17 protein-coding genes are annotated in these 20,666 nt (G+C 65.5%); 14 read left to right on the forward strand and 3 right to left on the reverse strand.

What is annotated here, in order from left to right:
- The first annotated feature begins 144 nt into the window (after window positions 1-144).
- The 5 genes from F6B93_RS01690 (at window position 145) to F6B93_RS01710 (ending at window position 7,578) form a co-directional block, all read left to right on the forward strand.
- Complete coding sequence (locus tag F6B93_RS01690; RefSeq protein ID WP_211697441.1) at window positions 145-1,320, forward strand: hypothetical protein; 1,176 nt, start codon at window positions 145-147, stop codon at window positions 1,318-1,320.
- Entirely contained in the window at window positions 1,317-2,831 is a 1,515-nt protein-coding gene (locus tag F6B93_RS01695; protein WP_246540962.1) for a hypothetical protein, read from the forward strand. Before F6B93_RS01690 ends, F6B93_RS01695 begins: the two co-directional genes overlap by 4 nt.
- A gap of 275 nt (window positions 2,832-3,106) precedes the next feature.
- On the forward strand, window positions 3,107-4,936 hold the full coding sequence (locus F6B93_RS01700; RefSeq protein WP_211697442.1) for a phosphoenolpyruvate carboxykinase (GTP): 1,830 nt from the start codon (window positions 3,107-3,109) through the stop codon (window positions 4,934-4,936).
- Window positions 4,937-5,073: 137 nt separating this feature from the next.
- The gene (fadD4, locus tag F6B93_RS01705; RefSeq protein ID WP_211697443.1) at window positions 5,074-6,603 is read left to right on the forward strand and encodes a fatty-acid--CoA ligase FadD4; all 1,530 of its coding nucleotides are present in this window, start codon (window positions 5,074-5,076) and stop codon (window positions 6,601-6,603) included.
- 3 nt (window positions 6,604-6,606) lie between these two features.
- Window positions 6,607-7,578, forward strand: coding sequence for an enoyl-CoA hydratase/isomerase family protein (locus tag F6B93_RS01710; protein ID WP_211697444.1), 972 nt, complete (start codon window positions 6,607-6,609; stop codon window positions 7,576-7,578).
- Between the two features lie 29 nt (window positions 7,579-7,607).
- Here F6B93_RS01710 and F6B93_RS01715 read toward each other — a convergent pair whose 3' ends face one another.
- Entirely contained in the window at window positions 7,608-8,009 is a 402-nt protein-coding gene (locus F6B93_RS01715; RefSeq protein WP_211697445.1) for a CD225/dispanin family protein, read from the reverse strand.
- Between the two features lie 247 nt (window positions 8,010-8,256).
- Between F6B93_RS01715 and F6B93_RS01720 the strand changes: the two genes are divergently transcribed.
- Window positions 8,257-8,547, forward strand: coding sequence for a hypothetical protein (locus F6B93_RS01720; RefSeq protein WP_211697446.1), 291 nt, complete (start codon window positions 8,257-8,259; stop codon window positions 8,545-8,547).
- A 17-nt stretch (window positions 8,548-8,564) separates the two neighbouring features.
- On the opposite strand, the gene F6B93_RS01725 is transcribed toward F6B93_RS01720, so the two are convergent.
- A complete protein-coding gene (locus F6B93_RS01725; RefSeq protein ID WP_246540964.1) occupies window positions 8,565-9,734 on the reverse strand; it encodes an acyl-CoA dehydrogenase family protein in 1,170 nt (389 codons plus the stop codon).
- 65 nt (window positions 9,735-9,799) lie between these two features.
- Here F6B93_RS01725 and F6B93_RS01730 point away from each other — a divergent pair, with 65 nt between their 5' ends.
- The 3 genes from F6B93_RS01730 to F6B93_RS01740 all read left to right on the forward strand — a co-directional run bounded on the left by F6B93_RS01730 (window position 9,800) and on the right by F6B93_RS01740 (window position 13,394).
- Entirely contained in the window at window positions 9,800-10,834 is a 1,035-nt protein-coding gene (locus F6B93_RS01730; RefSeq protein WP_211697448.1) for a MaoC family dehydratase, read from the forward strand.
- 71 nt (window positions 10,835-10,905) lie between these two features.
- Complete coding sequence (locus tag F6B93_RS01735) at window positions 10,906-12,087, forward strand: CoA transferase (RefSeq protein ID WP_211697449.1); 1,182 nt, start codon at window positions 10,906-10,908, stop codon at window positions 12,085-12,087.
- Window positions 12,081-13,394, forward strand: coding sequence for an amidohydrolase family protein (locus tag F6B93_RS01740; protein ID WP_211697450.1), 1,314 nt, complete (start codon window positions 12,081-12,083; stop codon window positions 13,392-13,394). Before F6B93_RS01735 ends, F6B93_RS01740 begins: the two co-directional genes overlap by 7 nt.
- A gap of 8 nt (window positions 13,395-13,402) precedes the next feature.
- Here the strand turns inward: F6B93_RS01740 and F6B93_RS01745 are convergent, their stop codons facing one another.
- Complete coding sequence (locus F6B93_RS01745) at window positions 13,403-14,302, reverse strand: alpha/beta hydrolase (protein ID WP_211697451.1); 900 nt, start codon at window positions 14,300-14,302, stop codon at window positions 13,403-13,405.
- A gap of 352 nt (window positions 14,303-14,654) precedes the next feature.
- Between F6B93_RS01745 and F6B93_RS01750 the strand changes: the two genes are divergently transcribed.
- The 5 genes from F6B93_RS01750 (at window position 14,655) to F6B93_RS01770 (ending at window position 20,036) form a co-directional block, all read left to right on the forward strand.
- Window positions 14,655-15,926 (forward strand): molybdopterin-dependent oxidoreductase, encoded by a 1,272-nt coding sequence (locus F6B93_RS01750; RefSeq protein WP_246541074.1) that lies wholly within the window; start codon window positions 14,655-14,657, stop codon window positions 15,924-15,926.
- A 1-nt stretch (window position 15,927) separates the two neighbouring features.
- Window positions 15,928-16,500 (forward strand): hypothetical protein, encoded by a 573-nt coding sequence (locus tag F6B93_RS01755; protein WP_246540965.1) that lies wholly within the window; start codon window positions 15,928-15,930, stop codon window positions 16,498-16,500.
- A gap of 9 nt (window positions 16,501-16,509) precedes the next feature.
- Window positions 16,510-17,718: an alpha/beta hydrolase gene (locus F6B93_RS01760; RefSeq protein WP_211697453.1), complete on the forward strand. Its 1,209-nt coding sequence runs from the start codon at window positions 16,510-16,512 to the stop codon at window positions 17,716-17,718.
- A 53-nt stretch (window positions 17,719-17,771) separates the two neighbouring features.
- Window positions 17,772-19,181 carry a WS/DGAT/MGAT family O-acyltransferase gene (locus tag F6B93_RS01765; protein WP_211697454.1) on the forward strand — a complete coding sequence of 470 codons (1,410 nt, stop codon included), beginning with the start codon at window positions 17,772-17,774 and terminating at the stop codon, window positions 19,179-19,181.
- Window positions 19,182-19,244: 63 nt separating this feature from the next.
- Window positions 19,245-20,036: a crotonase/enoyl-CoA hydratase family protein gene (locus tag F6B93_RS01770; RefSeq protein ID WP_211699214.1), complete on the forward strand. Its 792-nt coding sequence runs from the start codon at window positions 19,245-19,247 to the stop codon at window positions 20,034-20,036.
- Window positions 20,037-20,666 lie beyond the last annotated feature (630 nt).

Consider the following 20,666-nt stretch of genomic DNA (forward strand, 5'->3'; position numbering starts at 1 on the left):
TCGATAGCGCCGGGCAATCGAGCCCTGTCAGCAGCCCGCCCACGGCGTCGGTTTCAGTGGCGATGCGAACGTTGCCGCCTGCAGGGAGCCACTGCGGATTGCGGCTGATCGCTCGGCAGAGGGATCGAACAGAGCGGGCGGGATATGAGGGGACAGGGGCACCAGATATTCGCCGACGAGTTGAGGCGATTTGCGGCCAGGACCGATGACCGGCGAACCGAGGCCGTCGCCGAGCGGGCTACCGAACCACTGCGGCTGGCAGTTCGTGGGCGTCGTGGAGTGGGGTGCAGCACCGTCGCGTGCGCGCTCGACCGAGCTGGTAGCTCGTTAGGCATTACCGTGGCACCGCCGGAGCGCACCGGTGATCGCGGTGATCAGCCGGCCGAGCTGGTCGTCTACGTCATTGCCGAGGCGATCAAGCCCGAAGACTCCGATGCCCTGGAGGCCATCGCCGCGACCCGCCAGCCGGTGGTCGCTGTGCTGAACAAAGCCGACCTGGTCGGCACGCTATCGGGTGATGGTCCGATCGCGGCGGCCCACGCTCGGTGCAAGCGCTTCTCCGCACTCGTCGGAACACCCGTGGAGCCCCTGATCGGGCTACTTGCTGTTGCCGCGCTCGACGATCCGGATAGGCGCCCAGACCCGGACTTGTGGGCTGCTTTGCGGGTGCTGGCCGCGCACCGCGAAGGCCCAACCTGTGTGGACGGATCTTTCGACGGTTTTCTCGCCGCACAGCTTCCGGTGCCGACCGAGATACGGGTGCGCCTGCTGGACACCTTTGATCTTTTCGGCATCGCGCTGGGCGTGGCCGGGTTCCGGGCCGCCACCTCCGCGGGCGAGCTCGCGGGAACCGCGGAACAAGTCCGTGTCCTGTTACGTCGGGTCAGCGGCATCGACGCCGTCTTGGACCGCATCTGCGCCATCTGCTCCCAGCTGTGGTACCGGCGGGTGCTCGTGGCCGTCGCGGAACTCGAGGCCTTGGCCGTCTCGCGGGACCGCGTTGGCGAGCAGGTCGCTGAATTTCTGTCCTCCGATGACTCGGTGCTGGCCCGGATGGCTGTTGCGATCGATGTGGTGCGGGCATCCGGATTGGCCGCTGGCAGCGATCCCGAGCCGGAACCTGCGCCATCCGATGGTCCGGCCGCGCACTTGTCCCGGGCGGTGCGTTGGCAGCGATACCGGCTACACACCAGTGCGGGCCGCCTGGATTCGACAAGCGAGGTTGGCCGGGCATGCGCGGCCGATATCGCTCGCGGATCGCTTCGGCTCTGGTCAGATGCCGGCGCCGTGCCGCCGGGTGCATCCGAGGCGTCGCGGTGACCGACGGGCCTTACGAAGACCCCGCAGCCCGGGTGGACACCCTGGTGGCGGCGGTCAAGCCACGGCTGGACTCGCCCGCCGTCAGCCGCCGTGCGGTTGTCTTGGTGACCGGTCCATGGCTGGCTGGGGTCAGCAGTGTGGTCGCGGCGCTGGCCCAACGGCTGCCGCACCGCACCGTGGTCGAGTCGGCAGACTTCACGCCTGCAGATGCGCCGATGGCGGTGGTATTTGTCATTTCCGGGGCGGCTCACCTGGCCCCATCCGATTGTGTGCTGCTGGACGCCGTCGCCGAGCACACCGACGTGGTGGTCGGGGTGGTTGCCAAGATCGACGTGCACCGCACCTGGCGCGACGTTCTCACCGCCAGCCGCGCCAGGTTGGCCGCGCATGCGCCGCGCTACGCCCAGGTGCCATGGGTTGGCGTGGCCGCGGCCCCCGAACTCGGTGACCAGCGTGTCGGTGAGCTAGCCGCGACTGTCGAGTCGCGGCTCACCGATTCGCATGCTCCGCGGCGAAACACGTTGCGGTCGTGGGAATCGCAGCTTCAGGCTCGGGCGCGGCGGCTGGATCGCGACGCCGAGGGCGCGCAGCGGCGGGAACGAGTCGACGCCTTGCGCGCGCGTCGCGGTGCGGCCATGCGGCGGCGACGCCAATCAAGGTCGGAGCACAGCATCGCAGCTCGCCGGCAGATCCAGCAGGCGCGGATCGAGTTGTTCCACTGCGCACGCGATCGGTGCTCGTCAGTGCGCAGCGAGTTGCGTGAGCGCAGCGCGGTGTTGTCCCGACGGGGCATGGCCGGGTTCACCGAGCAGGTGCGCAGCCGAGTCGAGGATGTTGTCGTTGAGGTGAACGAGGCCACCGACGCCTGCCTCGCAGGTGTGGCGCAGGGTTTGGGCGTGCCGATGCAGCTGCCGGCCATCGCGAAGCTTCCAACGGTCGCGCTCTCGGCTCCAACGCTGAATTCGCGACGGGTGGAAAGCCGGCTGATGATGCTACTTGGCGCTGGCTTCGGACTGGGTGTGGCGCTGACGTTGAGCAGGGTAGTGGTCGGTCTGGCCCCGGGACTGCGCACCGCGGCGCCCCCCGGACTCGCGGCAGCGGGGACCGTGGCGTGCGTTGCGATCGGGCTGGCGGCGACGGTCTGGGTGGTCACTACCCGGAGTCTGCTGCGAGATCGTGCCGATGTGGACCGCTGGGCGGCCGATGCGGTGACATCGCTGCGGGCCGTTGCCGAGCGGCTCGTTGCCAGTCGAGTCCTGGCGGCCGAGGCGGCGGTGGGCGTCGCGGTGAGTGCCCGAGATGAGTCCGAGGATGCCCTGTTGGCCGATCAGCTGGCCATCATCGACAGCGAACTTCGCGACCATGCAGTCGCCGCGGCCCGGGCCGCGGCGCGCTGCGACCTGGAGCTGCCGATGCTCCGCGACGCACTGTCTGCCGTGCGTGCCGAACTGGGTGATCCTGGCACGGGCAATCGCACTCTCACCCGCACCGCGCTACCGGATGTGACCTAGCGCAGCGCAGTTATGGCCTCGTCGGGCGCGTTTAGCTCGCGGCAACCCAAAGCGCGATCCGCGGCGACGGGCGGGATGCGCGAGCGCAAGATTGTGCCAGTTCGGACGCCTTCTGAATCGTTGTTGTGAGCAGGCTTATACCCGCCCGAACCGTCCCCGGCAAGTGATGCGCGATAACCTTGTGTAAAAGCGACACCGCGTGGGCACTTGTATGCGCGACTGCATAGCTGGCTCAGACGCAACGATGAGAACCCGATGACTAGCAGGAGAGTTTAATGACCGCAGCGACAACCCCCGGTCTGGACACCGCGCCGACGAATCACCAGGGGCTGCTGTCCTGGGTAGCCGAGGTCGCCGAACTTACCCAGCCTGACCGGGTGGTTTTCGCAGACGGCTCCGAGGAAGAGTTTCAACGACTCTGCGCTCAGTTGGTCGATGCCGGCACCTTCATCCGGCTCAACGAAGGCAAGTACCCGAACTCCTACCTCGCATTATCCGATCCGTCCGATGTTGCACGGGTGGAGTCGCGTACGTTCATCTGCTCTGAGAACGAGATCGACGCTGGTCCGACGAACCACTGGATGGACCCCAGCGAAATGCGGTCCGTGATGACGGACCTGTACCGGGGCTGCATGCGCGGTCGCACCATGTATGTGGTGCCGTTCTGCATGGGCCCCCTCGGCGCCGAGGACCCCAAGCTCGGAGTGGAGATCACCGACTCCGAGTACGTGGTGGTTTCGATGAAGGTGATGACCCGCATGGGCAGCGCCGCACTGGAGAAGATGGGAGACGACGGGTTCTTCGTCAAGGCGTTGCACTCGGTCGGCGCCCCGCTGGAGTCGGGCCAAGCAGACGTGTCGTGGCCCTGCAACGACACCAAGTACATCACTCACTTCCCGGAGACTCGCGAAATCTGGAGCTACGGCTCCGGCTACGGGGGCAACGCGCTGCTGGGCAAGAAGTGCTACTCGTTGCGTATCGCCTCGGCGATGGCCCGTGATGAGGGCTGGCTAGCCGAGCACATGCTGATCCTGAAGCTGATTTCGCCCGAGAACAAGGCGTACTACATCGCGGCGGCCTTTCCGTCGGCGTGCGGCAAGACCAACCTGGCGATGCTTCAGCCCACCATCCCCGGATGGCGCGCCGAAACCCTGGGCGACGACATCGCCTGGATGCGGTTCGGCAAGGACGGCCGGTTGTACGCCGTCAACCCGGAGTTTGGCTTCTTCGGCGTGGCACCGGGCACCAACTGGGACTCGAACCCGAACGCGATGCGCACGATCGCCGCTGGTAACACGGTTTTCACCAATGTTGCGCTCACCGACGACGGTGAAGTGTGGTGGGAGGGCCTCGAGGGCGACCCGCAGCATCTCACGGACTGGAAGGGCAACGACTGGTACTACCGGGAGACGGAAACCACCGCGGCTCACCCGAACGCCCGATACTGCACACCGATGTCGCAATGCCCCATTCTGGCGCCCGAGTGGAATGATCCCCAGGGCGTGCCGATTTCGGCGATTCTGTTCGGTGGCCGCCGCAAGACCACCGTTCCGCTGGTCACCCAAGCGCGCGACTGGCAGCATGGCGTGTTCATCGGTGGCACGCTGGGCAGCGAACAAACCGCGGCCGCCGAGGGCAAGGTCGGCAACGTCCGCCGCGACCCGATGGCCATGCTGCCGTTCATGGGCTACAACGTCGGCGACTACATCCAGCACTGGATTGACGTCGGCAAGAACTCCGACGAGTCCAAGCTGCCGCAGATCTTCTTCGTCAACTGGTTCCGCCGCGGGGACGACAATCGCTTCCTCTGGCCAGGCTTCGGCGAGAACAGCCGGGTACTGAAGTGGATCATCGACCGCATCGAGCACCAGGCCGGCGGCGTTAGCACGCCGATCGGAACCGTTCCGGCTGTCGAGGACCTCGACCTGAGCGGGTTGGATGCCGATGTCGCCGACGTGGCGGATGCGTTGGCGGTCGATGTCGACGAATGGCGCCAAGAGCTGCCACTGATCGAAGAGTGGCTGGAGTTCATCGGTGAGAAGCTGCCGACCGGGATCAAGGACGAGTTCGACGCGCTGAAGCATCGCCTGGACGAGTCTCACTAGACCAGTCGGGGCCGCCTGTAAGGCGCCCGGTCGGTCATGTGCTGCTGGGCACGCCGGGCATCCTGGCACGCAGCGAGCTCGAGAACGAATTCAACGCCAGGTGCGACCGGCCGCAGCCTGCGACGTACAGTCGGCCCATGCAGATTCGCCAGCACGTCGGCTCCGGCAAGCCAGCTGTGATCTTGCACCCATCGGGCGTGGTCATCGGCTTCGACGAGCTGGAAGCCCGGGCCAATCGGCTCGCGCATCGGTTTCGTGGCGCGGGTCTGCATGAGGGCGACACCATTGCGATCCTGATGGAGAACAACGAACACATGCACGCGGTCATGTGGGCGGCTCGCCGCAGCGGCCTGTACTACGTGCCGATCAACACCCATCTCACCGCTGCCGAAGCCGCCTACATCATCGACAACAGCAGTGCCAAAGCGATCATCGGTTCTGCGATGTTGCGCGACACCTGCGCAGGGCTGGCTGAGCATCTTCCGGGTGGGTTGCCGCGCTTGCTGATGATCGCGACAGCAGGTTCCGAGGACGGTCTGCCGGGCTGGGATCGCTACCCGGAATGCGTGGTCGACCAACCTGATAACCCGATCGACGACGAACTCGAAGGTGACCTGCTGCAATACTCGTCGGGCACCACCGGCCGACCCAAAGGGATCAAACGCGAACTGCCGCACGTCCCACCGGACGCGGCGGCGGGGATGATGTCGGTAATGGTTGGCGCCTGGATGGAACCCGACTCGGTGTATCTGAGCCCCGCTCCGCTGTACCACACCGCACCCTCGGTCTGGTCGATGAGCGTTCAGGCCGAGGGCATCACCACGGTGGTGATGGAGAAGTTTGACCCCGAAGGTGCGCTCGATGCCATCGCACGCCATCGGGTAACCCACGGCCAATTCGTGCCAGCCATGTTCGTCCGGATGCTGAAACTTCCTGAGGCCGTACGTCATTCGTATGACTTGTCCAGCCTCAAGCGGGTGATGCACGCGGCCGCGCCGTGTCCGGTGGAAATCAAGAGGCAGATGATCGACTGGTGGGGACCGATCGTCGACGAGTACTACGCATCCTCGGAAGCGATCGGGGCGACGATGATCACCGCCGAGGACTGGTTGGAGCATCCCGGTTCGGTCGGCAAACCCATGGAAGGCGCGGTCCATATCCTGGCGGAGGACGGTAGCGAGCTGCCGCCTGGGCAGGCGGGTGAGATCTATTTCGACGCCGGGTATTCGTTCGAATACCTCAACGACCCGTCGAAAACCGCTGCGGCGCGAGACAAGCACGGCTGGGCGACAGTCGGTGACGTCGGCTATCTCGACGGCGAGGGTTATCTGTTCTTGACTGACCGGCGCCACCACATGATCATCTCGGGCGGAGTGAACATCTATCCGCAAGAAGCTGAGAACCTTCTGGTCACCCACCCCAAGGTGCTCGACGCGGCAGTGTTCGGTGTCCCTGATGACGAGATGGGACAACGCGTCGTTGCTGCGGTGCAGACCGTCGAGGAGGCGGATGCCACCGAAGAATTCGCCGAAGAGCTATTGGGATGGATACGAGAACGCCTGTCGCACTTCAAGTGTCCTCGATCGATAGCGTTCGAGTCGCAGCTGCCGCGCACCGATACGGGCAAGCTCTACAAGAACGAGCTGATAAACAAGTATTCGGTGTAGCCGATGCTCCGGGTGATCGACCTGTCGAGCGTGCCGGAGCCCTACCCCGACATGGTATCGCCGGGCGTCGTTGTCGCGTTCGGCTCGGCGACTGACATGGCGTCGCCGTCGGCTGAATTCTGGCTGGAGAATGCGACTTTCACCCTCGTCGAGGGCCGCACTGCCGATCGGCGCGCGGTCACTGTCGAATCGGTGGCCGGGGCACTGGTCGAGCTGAAGCGGCGTTGTGAACGCTGGCCGCGGGCAAGTGCCGTGTGCGCCGACGTGTTGCGCGTCGTTGACCCGGGCGATCCCACGCTCACCGGGTTGGTCACCGAGTCACTGGCCTATTCGACCTTGCAGGCCGGACCGGAGTTCGCGCGGTGGCTTGACGAGCGCGGGCCGGTGCACCCACCCGACATCGCGGAACCGTTACTCGTTGACCGCGACGGTGACATTGTGCGGATCAGGTTCAACCGGCCGCAGCGTCACAATGCTTTTTCCGACGACGTGCGCGGTGCCCTCCTGGAGGCACTGACCGTTGCCGTGATGGACCCGGCGGTGACCGAAATCGTATTGAGCGGCAATGGTCCATCATTTTGCAGCGGCGGCGACCTTGCAGAGTTTGGCACTTTTGACGACCCGGCGTCGGCACATCTGGCCCGGACCCGGCACAGTCCCGGCCTGCTGCTCGACGCACTTACCGTCAGGCTTGGACCGGCCTGTCGTGCCGAGGTGCACGGCCAGGTGCTCGGCAGCGGGCTAGAGATGGCGGCGTTTTGCGGTTGGGTTGCGGCCAAGCCGGATTCAGTGTTCGGACTTCCTGAATTGAGTCTCGGGCTGATTCCCGGAGCCGGCGGTACCGTCAGCGTCACGCGCCGGATCGGGCGGTGGCGTACGGCCTATCTTGTGCTGTCCGGTCGAACTATCGATGTCGATACAGCGATGAGCTGGGGGCTCGTGGATGCAGCCGCCGGTGGGCGACGCCAAATGTGATGGCGATCAACGTAACAGGCGCGGTTCGCTCAGAAGTCGGAGTATGTGGTTTCGACTGTGGACGGGAGTTCGCTGACGGCAACCGCCAAGATCAAGACGTAAATCACCAGGGCGATCACGGCCAGGACGACGCCGGTGATCGCGCCGATGATGGCCCATTTCTTGGCGTTGGCCGACGCAGTCTGCGCTTCCGCGAAGCGGCCCTGAGCCCACAAACCGGACACTTTGGTCGAATACACGATCGAGACGATCCCAAATGGCAAACAGCACAGGACGGTGACCAGAATCGCCCAGACCAGGTAGTTGTCCGGCTCCTGCTGATAGCCCGGATATGCCGGCTGTTGGCCCCAACCGGGCTGCTGGGCCGGCCAACCGGGTTGCTGGCCCTGCCATTCCGGGGAGCTTCCGTACGGCCCTGGCGGATAGTTCATGGCACCCGACTTTCTTCCGCTTGCTGGTCTGCTCCCGCGCCGCATGCTTGCACCGAAGTCAGCAAATATACATGGCGGCATGCTGATGGTACTGGGCCTCGGCAAAGCGCCAACAGCCAGATCGCTGCCTGGCTGATCAGCCAACCAACAGTCAGCGTCCCTACGTTTCCCAGGACGCTGCCAGCGGACTCACCGAGGCGGTTCAGAGATTGGTTCTAGTGTCGAATGTCAGATAGGAGTCGACATTATGAACGTGGACCAGATCGTGAACGTGGACCAGGCGCGCATCGCGGCCCTCGAAGAATCCCAGGCGAAAATTCTGGCAGCGCTCGAGGTTATTGGCGGCACCCAACGTGTGCTTGCCGATGCGGTGCGCGAATACATCAACTCGATCGACTCCACGGTCCTTTCTGTCTCCTTCATAGCCCAGGACACCAACCACCGAACTCACGCAATTGAAGAATCCACGGCCGAGATCAAGGACCTGCTCGTCAGGGGTCCGTCAAGCCGCATTCCGGCCGGCCACCGCGAGGTGTGAAAACCCCTACGCGACGTCTATAACCCGCCTCGGGCCACCAGCTGTCGGGCGATCACGTTGCGCTGGATCTCGTTGGTACCTTCGCCCACGATCATCAACGGAGCGTCACGGAAATAGCGTTCGACGTCGTATTCGGTGGAGTAGCCATAGCCACCATGGATGCGTACGGCGTTGAGAGCGATCTCCATCGCGACCTCGGACGCGAATAACTTGGCCATCCCGGCCTCCATATCACAGCGCTGGCCGCTGTCATAGCGCTCGGCAGCGTATCGGGTGAGTTGGCGGGCCGCGGCGAGTTTGGTTGCCATGTCGGCCAGGTAGTTGCCGATTGACTGATGTTTCCAAATTGGCTGTCCGAAACTCTCCCGTTGTTGTGCGTAGTTGAGCGCGTCCTCCAGCGCTGCCGTCGCGACTCCCAGGGCCCGCGCGGCCACCTGGATGCGACCTGTCTCAAGTCCTTTCATCATCTGCGCAAAGCCCTTGCCCAGCTGGCCGCCGAGGACCGCCGTGGGGGGCACGCGAAGATTGTCGAACGACAACTCGCAGGCCTCGACGCCCTTGTAGCCCAGCTTGGGCAGGTCCCGTGACACCGTCAGTCCGGGGCCGGGTTCGACGAGCACGATCGAGATGCCGTAGTGGCGCGGTGTCGCGGTGGGGTCGGTCTTGCACAGCAACGCGATCAATCCGGAACGGCGCGCGTTGCTGATCCAGGTCTTCGACCCGTTGATCAACAGTCCGCCGCGGCCGTCGGGCAGGGCCGTGGTCGACATGTTCTGCAGGTCGGAGCCGCCGCCAGGCTCGGTCAATGCCATGGTGGCCCGCAGCTCCCCGGTGGCCATCGGCGGCAGATACGCCCGCTTTTGCTCCTCGGTGCCGAATAGCGTCAACAGCTTGGCGACCACCGTGTGCCCGCCCACTGCGCCGGCAAGGCTCATCCAGCCGCGTGCCAGCTCCTGAGTGACCTGGACATAGCACGGCATCGACACCGGTGACCCGCCGTAGTCCGCGCCGATGCCAATGCCGTAGATGCCGATGCGCTTCATCTGCTCGATCCACGCTTCGGGGTAGGTGTTGGCATGCTCGACCTCGCGAACGGTCGGTTTCACATCGCGGTCGATGAACGCCCGCACGGTAGCGACCAGCATGTCCTCATCGTCGCTCAGGTCGTTGTTCAACTGACCATTCATCTGCGCCACCTTGACGAGCCGGCAATATTGACCCCTGGTTGCACAGCCTGCCAGCATGTGGCGTTGTGACGCACAGCCACTCCGGGTACGCGGCCATACGCGAGGGCGGACCCTACTTCGACGACCTGTCCATTGGTCAGTTGTTCGACTGGGCGCCGGCGGTGACGCTGTCGTCGGGTTTGGCGGCCGCCCATCAATCGATCGTGGGCGACCGGCTGCGGATGGCTTGCGATGCCAATCTCAGCGCCGTAGTGACCGGCGAACCGGCAGCGCTGGCGCATCCGGGCCTGGTCTGCGACGTGGCGATCGGGCAGTCGACGTTGGTGACTCAGCGGGTCAAAGCCAACCTGTTCTACCGCGGACTCAGGTTCCATCGATTCCCGGTGATCGGCGACACGTTGTACACCCGCACCACGGTGGTCGGGTTACGCGCCAACAAAGCCAAGTCCGGCCGCGCGCCAACGGGACTGGCGGCGCTGCGGATGACGACCGTCGATCAGGCCGATCGTCTGGTCCTCGACTTTCACCGGTGCGCGATGCTGCCGGCGAGTCCCGACTGGCGCCACGAGGACGCCGAGCCCGGGGATGACCTAGCGACCATCGGCGCCGATGCCGCAACGCCGGCGGCCGATCCGACCGGGCACTGGGACGCGGCGGCCTTCCGGAAGCGGGTGCCCGGACCGCATTTCGCAGATCTTGGGGCCAGCCTTGCCGGCGCGGTGTTACACAGCACCGCAGACCTGGTCAGTTCAGCGCCGGAACTGGCCCGGCTCACCCTGAACATCGCTGCCACACATCATGATTGGCGGGTCGGCGGCCAACGTTTGGTGTACGGCGGGCACACCATCGGCCTGGCACTGGGTCAGGCGAGCCGGCTGCTGCCCAACCTGGTGACGGTCGTGGGCTGGGAATCCTGCGATCACACCGGTCCGGTGCACGAATCCGACACCCTCTACAGCGAGCTGCACGTTGAGTCCGCCGAAACTACGGGCAACGGCGGCCTACTCGGATTGCGATCAGTGGTCTACGCCGTCAGTGACGCTGGCGACGGATCCGACCGGCAGGTACTGGACTGGCGGTTTAGTGCCGTGCACTTCTAGCCGACTGCGGGAAGTGACCACTGCCAGCACAGCATCTGCGGGGGATCCTTGGCGCGGCTACGCTCGGCTAGGTGAGCTGTGCGCAGTCCCCGCCGATTGAGGACTGGGGGAGCAGTGGGCTGGCCTACCTGACGGGTCTGCCCGACGGGCCACCCGACTTCTCCCGCGCGCACCTCCTCCGTCGCGCCGAGCAGATCGCGGCCGATGCGGCGACCTTGCTGACGGGCCGGGCGGCGTTGTTGGGATTGACCCGCGGTGGCCGGATGTCGGCCGGCGGTGCCACCCGCTTGCTAGCGGCGCGAGACGGGTGGTGCGCCATCACGCTGTCTCGCCCCGACGACGTTGCCGCAGTGCCGGCGCTCCTACAGGCCGATGCAGTGCTTGGCGACCCGTGGCCGATGCTACGACGCTGGGTGGCAACATGTTCAGTCATCGAGGTCGTCGAGCGCGCGCAGCTGCTCGACATTCCGGCGGCCGCCCTGGGCGAAGCCGTGGCCGAACCGCCACGGGTGGGTCGCCTCGGTGCGCGATCCCGTCCGCGTGAGCCAGCCGGCCTGCTGATCGCTGATCTGTCGTCGATGTGGGCGGGGCCGCTGTGCGGCTATCTGTTGGCGCGTGCGGGGGCGACCGTCGTCAAGGTCGAGAGCCGGCGTCGCCCCGATGGCACCCGGGCGGGCAACCATGCCTTCTTCGACTGGATCAACGGAGGAAAGCTTTCTTACTGCCTCGATTTCGACCGTCACGGCGACGAATTGCGGGATCTGCTGGCAGTCGCCGACATCGTGATCGAGAGTTCACGGCCGGCGGCCCTGGCACGACGCGGACTCGGACCGGACTGTGTCGCGCCGCGTGCGGGACGAATCTGGTTGCGGATCAACGGATACAGTGTGTGTCCCGACCGACCCGCGTTTGGTGACGATGCGGCCGTCGGCGGCGGACTGGTGGGTGTGGCCCGCGGTGCTGGTCTTGACGGACCGGTGTTCTGCGGTGACGCCATCGCTGATCCGCTGACTGGATTGGAGACGTATCGGGCCGCCTCAGAATCCTTGCTCGGTGGTGGTGGCGAGCTTATCGAGGTGTCCATGGCGGCCGTCGCTGCGACCTACGCGGCGCTTCCGGTAGCCCCATCAGCAGCGCTGTGCCCGGGTTCCCCGCCGTCGGCGCCGCCGGTACCCGCAACGGCAGCCCGCCTTGGCCGGGACAACGACACCGTGCGCCGGTTGATCAGCGAAAGATATTGTTTATCATGCTGATCCGGCGGGCCTCGTTGCTGGATGGCGCACGGGTTGACATCCGCGTGAGCGCTGAGATCGATGAGGTTGGCGATACCCTGACGGCCAAGCGTGGGGAGGATGTGCTCGACGCTGCCGGTGGGACCGTGATGCCCGGTCTTCACGACCACCATGTGCATCTGCGTTCCGCGGCTGCCGTCGTGGATTCGCTCTCGCTTGGGCCTCCTCAGGTCCATACCAAAGATCAACTGATGCAGGTTTTGTCGAGCGCGGCGCCAGGGGCTGACGGATGGATCCGCGGGGTCGGCTATCACGAGTCCGTTGCCGGACCATTGGATCGGGGCGCTCTGGATGCCGCCGTGTCCGGCATTCCGGTGCGTGTCCAGGACCGCAGCGGCGCGTTGTGGATCCTCAATTCGGCCGCGCTAGGCCGAATCGGCATGGCCGAACATCCTGACGGGCGCCTGCGCAGCGCCGATCGTGGCTGGTCTCGTGCGCTGCAACGACGCGAGACCGACCTTTCGCAATTGAGCCGCCGACTCACCGCGGTCGGTGTCACCGGGGTCACCGACGCCACGCCCGACCTCGAAGCCGCCGACATGGTCTCGTTGATCTTGGCCCGGCGTCGCGGCGAGTTTCGGCCGCGGCTACGGTTTCTGGCGCCGGGTAAGAAGATCCTCCACGACGACAGCCTCGACCTGGATTACCTGGCCGGCTGGATCGCTATCCAGCACAACGCCGACCGTCCGGTCGCGGTGCATTGTGTGACCGCGGCACAACTCGTGCTGACGATCGCGGCTTTTCGCATCGCGGGCAGTCATCGGTCCGATCGTATCGAGCACGCCGCGGTGGTCCCCAGCGACTGCTTGGCCGACCTGACCGACCTCGCCGGCCTGGGGCTTACGGTCGTGACACAGCCAAACTTTGTTGCCGAGCGCGGTGATCAGTACCTTGCGCAGGTACCCGTCGCCGAGCACGATCAGTTGTGGCGGCTCGCGTCGCTGGTGAATGCCGATGTGCCCGTTGGACTCTCCACAGACATGCCATTCGGCCGCGGTGACCCGTGGGCGGTGATGCGCGCCGCGGTGCACCGCCGCACACCCTCGGGGGCCACTCTCAATGCCGTCGAATGCGTCTCAGCACGAGCCGCGCTGGGCATGTTCTTAGGGCGGTCTGACCAGCCTGGAAGAGCGCGCACGATACGAGTCGGTGAACCAGGGGACCTATGCGTGCTGACTGAGCCGCCGGCGGCGGCGCTGGCCGAGCTGGACCCAGACTTGGTTTCGGCGACGATCATCGACGGCGAGGTCGCTTATGCGGCACAGTGAGCCGGGCTTCAAGCCACGGGAGTCAACCCGGTAGAGAGGCTTGTGCACTGGCTGTCAAAAAACCTCTGTGACACTGCCGCGTTGGGTGCCACATGGTCGAAACCATGGAAGGCGCCGTCAACGACCTCGATGTGGCACGGCACCCCGGCGGCGGTCAGGCGCTCGGCGTAGGCCAGATTTTCGTCGTGAAACAGGTCGTGGTTACCGACGCCTATCCACGCGGGTGGCAGGCCTCTCAGGTTGTCGCGTCGCGCCGGCACCGCGATCTGGGGATCGGCGTCGCCGAGATAGGCCCTCCAGCCGAACCCATTGGCGCGCGCGTTCCACAGCCGGTAGCGGGGATTGGCGGGCAACCGGGAACTTCGGTCATCGAGCATGGGATACACCAGCAGCTGAAATACCGGCGCGATGTCACCTCGGTCACGCGCGAGCAGGGCCAGCGCGGCAGCGAGGCCGCCGCCGGCGCTGGCGCCGCCGACGGCCACCCGCTCCGGGTCGACGGCGGGCAGCCCAACCAGCCAGGTCAACGCCGAGTGGCAGTCCTCCAGCGGCGCGGGGTACGGGTGTTCGGGTGCTAGCCGGTATTCCACGGAGGCGACGGTGATCCCCAGTTTCTTGCTGAAGCGGCGGCACAGCCAGTCGTCGTGTCGTGCGGTGCCCGTGACATACCCGCCGCCGTGAATCCACAGCAGGGCAGGCGCCGGTTCGCTGGATCCGACGGGCCGATAGACCCGGACACCGACTCCGGAAGTCAGGGTGATGACCTCGACGTCGCGGGGGGTGCGAGAGGTACGCCCCGAAGCTGCGATCCACGCGCGGACCAACGGCAAGGTCCGCCGACCCACCAATTGTCGAGGCACGAAGTGGGCGACGCGGCGCAGGTCTGGATGGGCATCGTTGCCAGGCACCAGTCCAGTATGGGGCGCCAGCGAGCGCCGCGATGGCGGAGGCGGCGTGGCCGCGTGCTCGGGGGCGGTGTGGCCGCCTGCACGCCAAGACGGGCCAAGATCAGCCGGCCAAAATCAGCCAGCCAAGATCAGCCAAGGTCATAGGTATCGGAGCGCGCTGGGTTCGTTTAGAGTCGGTTCGTGACATCGGCGCGCCAGTCGGTCCGACGTTGACCGAGGTTCGATTGCTCAGCACTGTGAGGGAGATGTGACGGATCCAGCAGGCGCGCCGGACAAACCCTCCGAAAACGACAAACCCTCCGAAAACGACAAGCCCCCCGAAAACGAGGATGCCTACGGCTTTCCCGCCCGCCTGTGGCGCACGCTGGACCAACATCCGCCCCCGGGTCTGAAAAGGCTGGCGCGGTTTAGGAGCCCGCTGCGCGGCCCGTGGTTGACGTCGGTTTTTGGCCTGATGCTGTTGGTGACGCTGCCGATCGTCATGATCACCGGACTGCTCTCCTATATTGCCTATGGGCCGCAGCTGGGCCAGGCCATCCCGGCTGACGTCGGCTGGCTCCGGCTGCCTGAATTCACCTGGCCAACCCGCCCATCATGGCTGTACCGGCTGACCCAGGGTCTACACGTGGGGCTGGGGCTGCTGATCATCCCCCTGGTGCTGGCCAAGCTGTGGTCGGTGATACCGCGGCTGTTCGTGTGGCCGCCAGCGCGCTCGATCGCCCAGCTACTCGAACGGCTGTCGGTATTGATGCTCGTCGGTGGGATCTTGTTCCAGATCGTCACCGGCGTGCTCAACATCCAGTACGACTACATCTTCGGGTTCAGCTTCTACGACGGCCATTACGTCGGGGCATGGGTCTTCATCGCGGGTTTCCTGCTACATATCGCGGTCAAGATACCGCGCATGATCACCGGGTTGCGATCACGGTCGATGCGAGAAGTGTTGCGCACCAACGTGGCCGATACTCGCCCGGAGCCGCCCGACCCGGACGGACTGGTGGCCGCCAACCCGGCCGAACCGACAATCAGCAGGCGCGGTGCGCTGGGCCTCGTTGGTGGGGGCGTGCTGCTGCTGGGAGTGCTGACCCTCGGCCAGACGCTCGGCGGCTTCACCCGCAGGGCGGCCCTGCTGCTGCCCCGGGGCCGAGTTAGCAGCCCGGGCGACTTCCCCGTCAACAAGACCGCCGCCGACGCCGGCGTCACAGCGAGGGCCACCGACCCGAACTGGCGGTTGGTGCTACGCGGTGGGCCTTCGGAGGTGATACTGGACCGCGCCGCACTGGCCGGAATGCCGCAACGCACCGCGCGGCTGCCGTTGGCGTGCGTCGAAGGGTGGTCGGCAGTCCGCACCTGGGGCGGTGTGCCACTGGCCGAACTGGCCCTGATTGCGGGCGTGCCGACGCCGCACTCGGCGAGAGTGCGATCGCTGCAGCGCGGCGGCGTCTTCGGCGAGGCTAAGTTGGCGGCCAATCAGATCGCGGATCCCGATTCACTGCTGGCGCTGCGGGTCGACGGGACCGACCTCTCGCTGGATCACGGATACCCAGCCCGCGTCATCGTTCCCGCATTGCCCGGCGTGCACAACACCAAATGGGTCGCGACCATCGAATTCTACAAGAGTTGAGATGCCCAGTATTTCAACGCTTTTCACGAAATTCTACGGATCACGTCCGTCGCACCTGCTGGCGATGATCTCCGGCTTCGCGTTGGTGGGCTACCTACTGACCATTTTTCCGCCGTCGGCGCTGTGGAACGAGGTCACCTGGTGGCAGTCGATTGCGGTATGGTTCGTCGCCGCGGTCGTCGCCCACGACCTGCTCTTGTACCCGGTCTACGCCCTGGCCGACCGGATCCTGGCCACGCGGGTTCGCCGGCAGGACGACCCGGCGGCCGGGCGCACGACGGCAGTGCCGGTTCGCAACTACATCCGGATGCCCGCGATGGCGGCCGGACTGACGCTGTTGGTCTTCCTTCCCGGCATCATCCGCCAGGGCGCGCCGACATACCTGGCGGCCACCGGACAAACCCAGCAGCCGTTTCTGGGTAGGTGGTTGCTGCTCACCGCGGTGCTGTTCGGGATCAGCGCGCTGGCCTACACGGTTCGCCTGGGTATCGCGCGCAGGCGAGGCAAGGTGGTATTTTCAGCCGGAATCGACGAGCAAGGGTGTTCGGCGCCCGGCGTGAGCGACGAGGAGTAGGCTCCCCCCATGGCGCAGCGAGGACGGACCGGGCCAACCATGCGGTGCATGAAACGTTTGCTACGTGCCCGGCCGGCCGACTATGTGTTAGCTATTAGTGTCGCAGGGGCATCGCTACCTCTGGTAGGAAAGCATCTTAAGCCTCTGGGGGGCGTTGCTGCTATCGGTTTTTGGGGCGCTCGACACACGCCAGACTTCTTGTCAACGACAGCGCGGGACTGGCTGACTCCGGGTATCAACGAAGTGCGCCGCGAAGAGCGGGCGCGCACGCATGAGGTGTCCGCCGCTGCGCTGCGCGGCATCGTTTCGACCGACGCCCTCGCGGTCGAGTGGCCGGAGCCCGAGCGCACCCCGCCCGTGTGGTCGGCTCTGCGGCACCGCCGCCACCTGCACCGCTCGAGCGTCCGCTACGGCGACGACCAGGGTCATACGCTCGACGTATGGCGCCGCGAAGACTTACCCGCGCACCCCGCCCCGGTGCTGGTCTTCATTCCGGGCGGCGCGTGGGTGCACGGCAGCCGCACCATCCAGGGGTATGCACTGATGTCCCACCTCGCCGAGCAGGGCTGGGTGTGCCTGTCGATCGACTACCGCGTGGCACCACATCATCCGTGGCCGCACCACATTATCGATGTCAAGACCGCCATCGCGTGGGCGCGCGCCAACGTCGACAAGTTCGGCGGTGACCGTAACTTCATCGCGGTGGCCGGCTGTTCGGCGGGTGGGCACTTATCGGCGCTGGCCGGACTCACCGGCAACGATTCCGAATACGAGGACGAGCTGCCGGAAGGCTCCGACACCTCGGTCGATGCAGTTGTCGGGATCTACGGTCGCTACGACTGGGAAGATCGCTCCACTGCGGAACGTGCCCGGTTCGTCGATTTTCTGGAGCGGGTTGTCGTGAAGCGGTCGATCGATCGCCATCCCCACGTATTCCGCGACGCATCGCCCGTGGCGCGGGTCCATCGCAATGCGCCGCCGTTCCTGGTGGTGCACGGCAGCCGCGACAGCGTCATCCCGGTTGAGCAGGCGCGGAGCTTTGTCGAGCGGCTGCGCGAGGTCTCGCGCTCCCTGGTTGGCTATCTGGAACTGCCTGGTGCCGGCCATGGGTTCGACCTTCTTGATGGTGCTCGCACCCGCCCGATGGCGCATGCCATTGGCCTTTTCCTCAATCAGGTCCACCGCAGCCGGGAACAATTCGCGAAAGAGGTCATCTAGGTTCGCGTCGGCTACGGCCAACGACAAGGTCGCCCGATGAATAGGGGGCTACGGTGAAACGGCTCACTGGTTGGGACGCGGTACTTCTATACAGCGAGACGCCGAATGTGCACATGCACACCATCAAGGTCGCTGTCGTGGAGTTGGATCCGGATCGACGTGACTTCAGCATCGACGCCTTTCGCGAGGTCATTGGGGGTCGGCTCGCCAAACTCGAACCGCTCGGCTATCAGTTGGTCGACGTCCCCCTCAAGTTCCATCACCCGATGTGGCGCGAGCACTGCGATCTCGACCTCGACTACCATGTCCGATCCTGGCAGCTGCCCGCCCCTGGCGGCCGGCGCGAGCTCGACGAGGCGATCGGACAGATCGCCAGTACCCAACTGGACCGTGCCCGCCCCCTGTGGGAGATGTACTTTGTCGAAGGCCTTGCCAACAACCGGATTGCGGTAGTTGCCAAGATTCATCACGCGCTCGCCGACGGTGTGGCCTCGGCGAACCTGCTGGCGCGCGGAATGGACCTATTGCCGGGACCGGAGGGGCGCCCGTACGTATCCGATCCGGCTCCCACCAAGCGGCAGCTGATGTCCGCGGCGTTCGTGGATCATTTGCGTCATGTTGGCCGCATACCGGCGACGGTCCGGTACACCGCGGCGGGTGTTGGCCGAGTGCGACGCAGCTCGCGCAAACTCTCGCCCGAACTGACGATGCCCTTCACTCCGCCGCCGACCTTCATGAATCACCGGCTCACACCCGAGCGTAGGTTCGCCACCGCCACCTTGGCGCTGGCCGATGTGAAGCAGACCGGCAAGAAGCTCGGGGCGACGATCAACGACATGGTGCTGGCCATCTCGAGCGGGGCGTTGCGTACCTTGCTGCTGCGTTACGACGGACAAGCCCAACCGTTGCTGGCCTCGGTCCCGGTAGCTTACGATTTTTCGCCGGAGCGGATCTCCGGGAACCGCTTCACCGGAATGATGGTGGCGCTGCCCGCCGACTCCGACGATCCGCTGAATAGAGTGCGGGCCTGCCACGATAACGCGGCGTCGGCCAAGGAGAGCCACGGTCTCTTGGGCCCGGAGCTGATCAGCCGTTGGGCGGCCTACTGGCCGCCGGCGGGCACGGAGGCGCTCTTTCGGTGGTTGTCCGACCGTGATGGGCAGAACAAAGTCCTCAACCTGAACATTTCGAACGTTCCGGGTCCGCGCGAACGCGGCAGGGTTGGCGGCGCGTTGGTCACCGAGATCTATTCGGTCGGCCCGCTGACAGCGGGCAGCGGATTGAACATCACGGTGTGGAGCTACGTCGACCAGCTCAATATCTCGGTGCTCGTCGACGGATCCACCGTCAAAGACCCGCATGAAGTAACTGAGGCCATGCTCGCCGATTTCATCAAAATACGAAGGGCCGCAGGACTTTCCGAGGAACTTACGGTCATCGACACGGCGATGGCCCAAGCTTGACAGAGGCTCGATTCAAACCTCGATTACCGGCCTGATTCATACCGGAGGGAGTTGCGAAGCATCGTGGGCACTGGAAACGACGACGCCGCCACCCCCGAGCCCGAAGTACTGGTTGAACAGCGGGATCGGATCTTGATCATTACGATCAACCGGCCCAAGGCCAAGAACGCGGTCAATGCTGCGGTGAGTCGGGGCTTGGCGGATGCGATGGATCGCCTTGATGGCGACGCCGGCCTTTCGGTGGCGATTCTGACCGGCGCGGGCGGGTCGTTTTGCGCCGGTATGGACCTCAAGGCGTTTGCCCGGGGCGAGAATGTCGTGGTCGAGGGCCGGGGCTTGGGCTTCACCGAACGTCCACCCGCCAAGCCGCTTATCGCGGCGGTGGAAGGCTACGCGCTGGCCGGCGGGACGGAGCTGGCGCTGGCTACCGACCTCATCGTGGCGGCCAGCGATTCGGCGTTCGGTATTCCCGAGGTCAAACGCGGATTGGTCGCCGGCGGCGGGGGACTGCTACGCCTACCGGAGCGGATCCCGTATGCGATCGCGATGGAGCTGGCGCTGACCGGTGACAGCCTGCCCGCCGAACGCGCTCACGAGCTGGGGCTCGTGAACATCCTGGCCGAGCCGGGAACCGCCCTCGATGCCGCGATCGCGTTGGCGGAAAAGATCACCGCCAACGGCCCGCTCGCGGTCGCGGCCACCAAACGCATCATCACCGAATCCCGAGGCTGGAGCCGCGACGCTATGTTTGCCGAGCAGCTGAAGATCCTCCTACCGGTGTTCGCCTCCCATGACGCCAAGGAGGGTGCCATCGCCTTCGCCGAGAAGCGCCCGCCCCGCTGGACTGGGACCTGATCGAACCTGCACCCGTTGGTCACGGCCAGCTAGACGCGCCCGCCGTTGGCCACCACTATTGCATCGCCGACGCCTCCGGGACGTTCTCGGCGCGATGGCGGAAGAATCCCCGTCGTGCACTGGTTCGCAAGCATCTCACCTGCCATAGCTAGCTTGCGCGGAACGATCGGGCTGACGCAGTAGATTCCGGCAGCATGGCCGACCGCACGGTGGGTCGGCGCACACTCTGGGTTCGGCCAGCTCGCGGCCTAGCGAACGGTTGTGCGGTGTGCGGTGTTGTTGGACCGCGGCGCGTCTGGCACGGTCGCGAATTTCGTCAACATCGTGTTGTGGAGTGCGCCCACCCGTGCGCCAGTCGCCGGTGTCGACGTCGCCGTGAGCGCTGGAATCGATACGGACGGTCTTCGCGCGGCCGGGACCGATGAATGCAGCGCGGTGGGGGGTTGGACAGCCTGGTCGGACAAGGCTCGGATCGATCCCGTGAGCCCGAGTGCGTGGCCGCGTATATCTGAGTCGCTCACGAGGCGGCGCCGCGCGCGCCGCCTATTCACGCGGTCGGATCGTGGGTGTGGGCTTGTTGGACTCGGGCCTCGCCACGACGGCCGTGATCGCGACTGTAGCAAATATCTC

It is taken from the genome of Mycobacterium spongiae, assembly GCF_018278905.1.
Lineage (GTDB): Bacteria > Actinomycetota > Actinomycetes > Mycobacteriales > Mycobacteriaceae > Mycobacterium > Mycobacterium spongiae.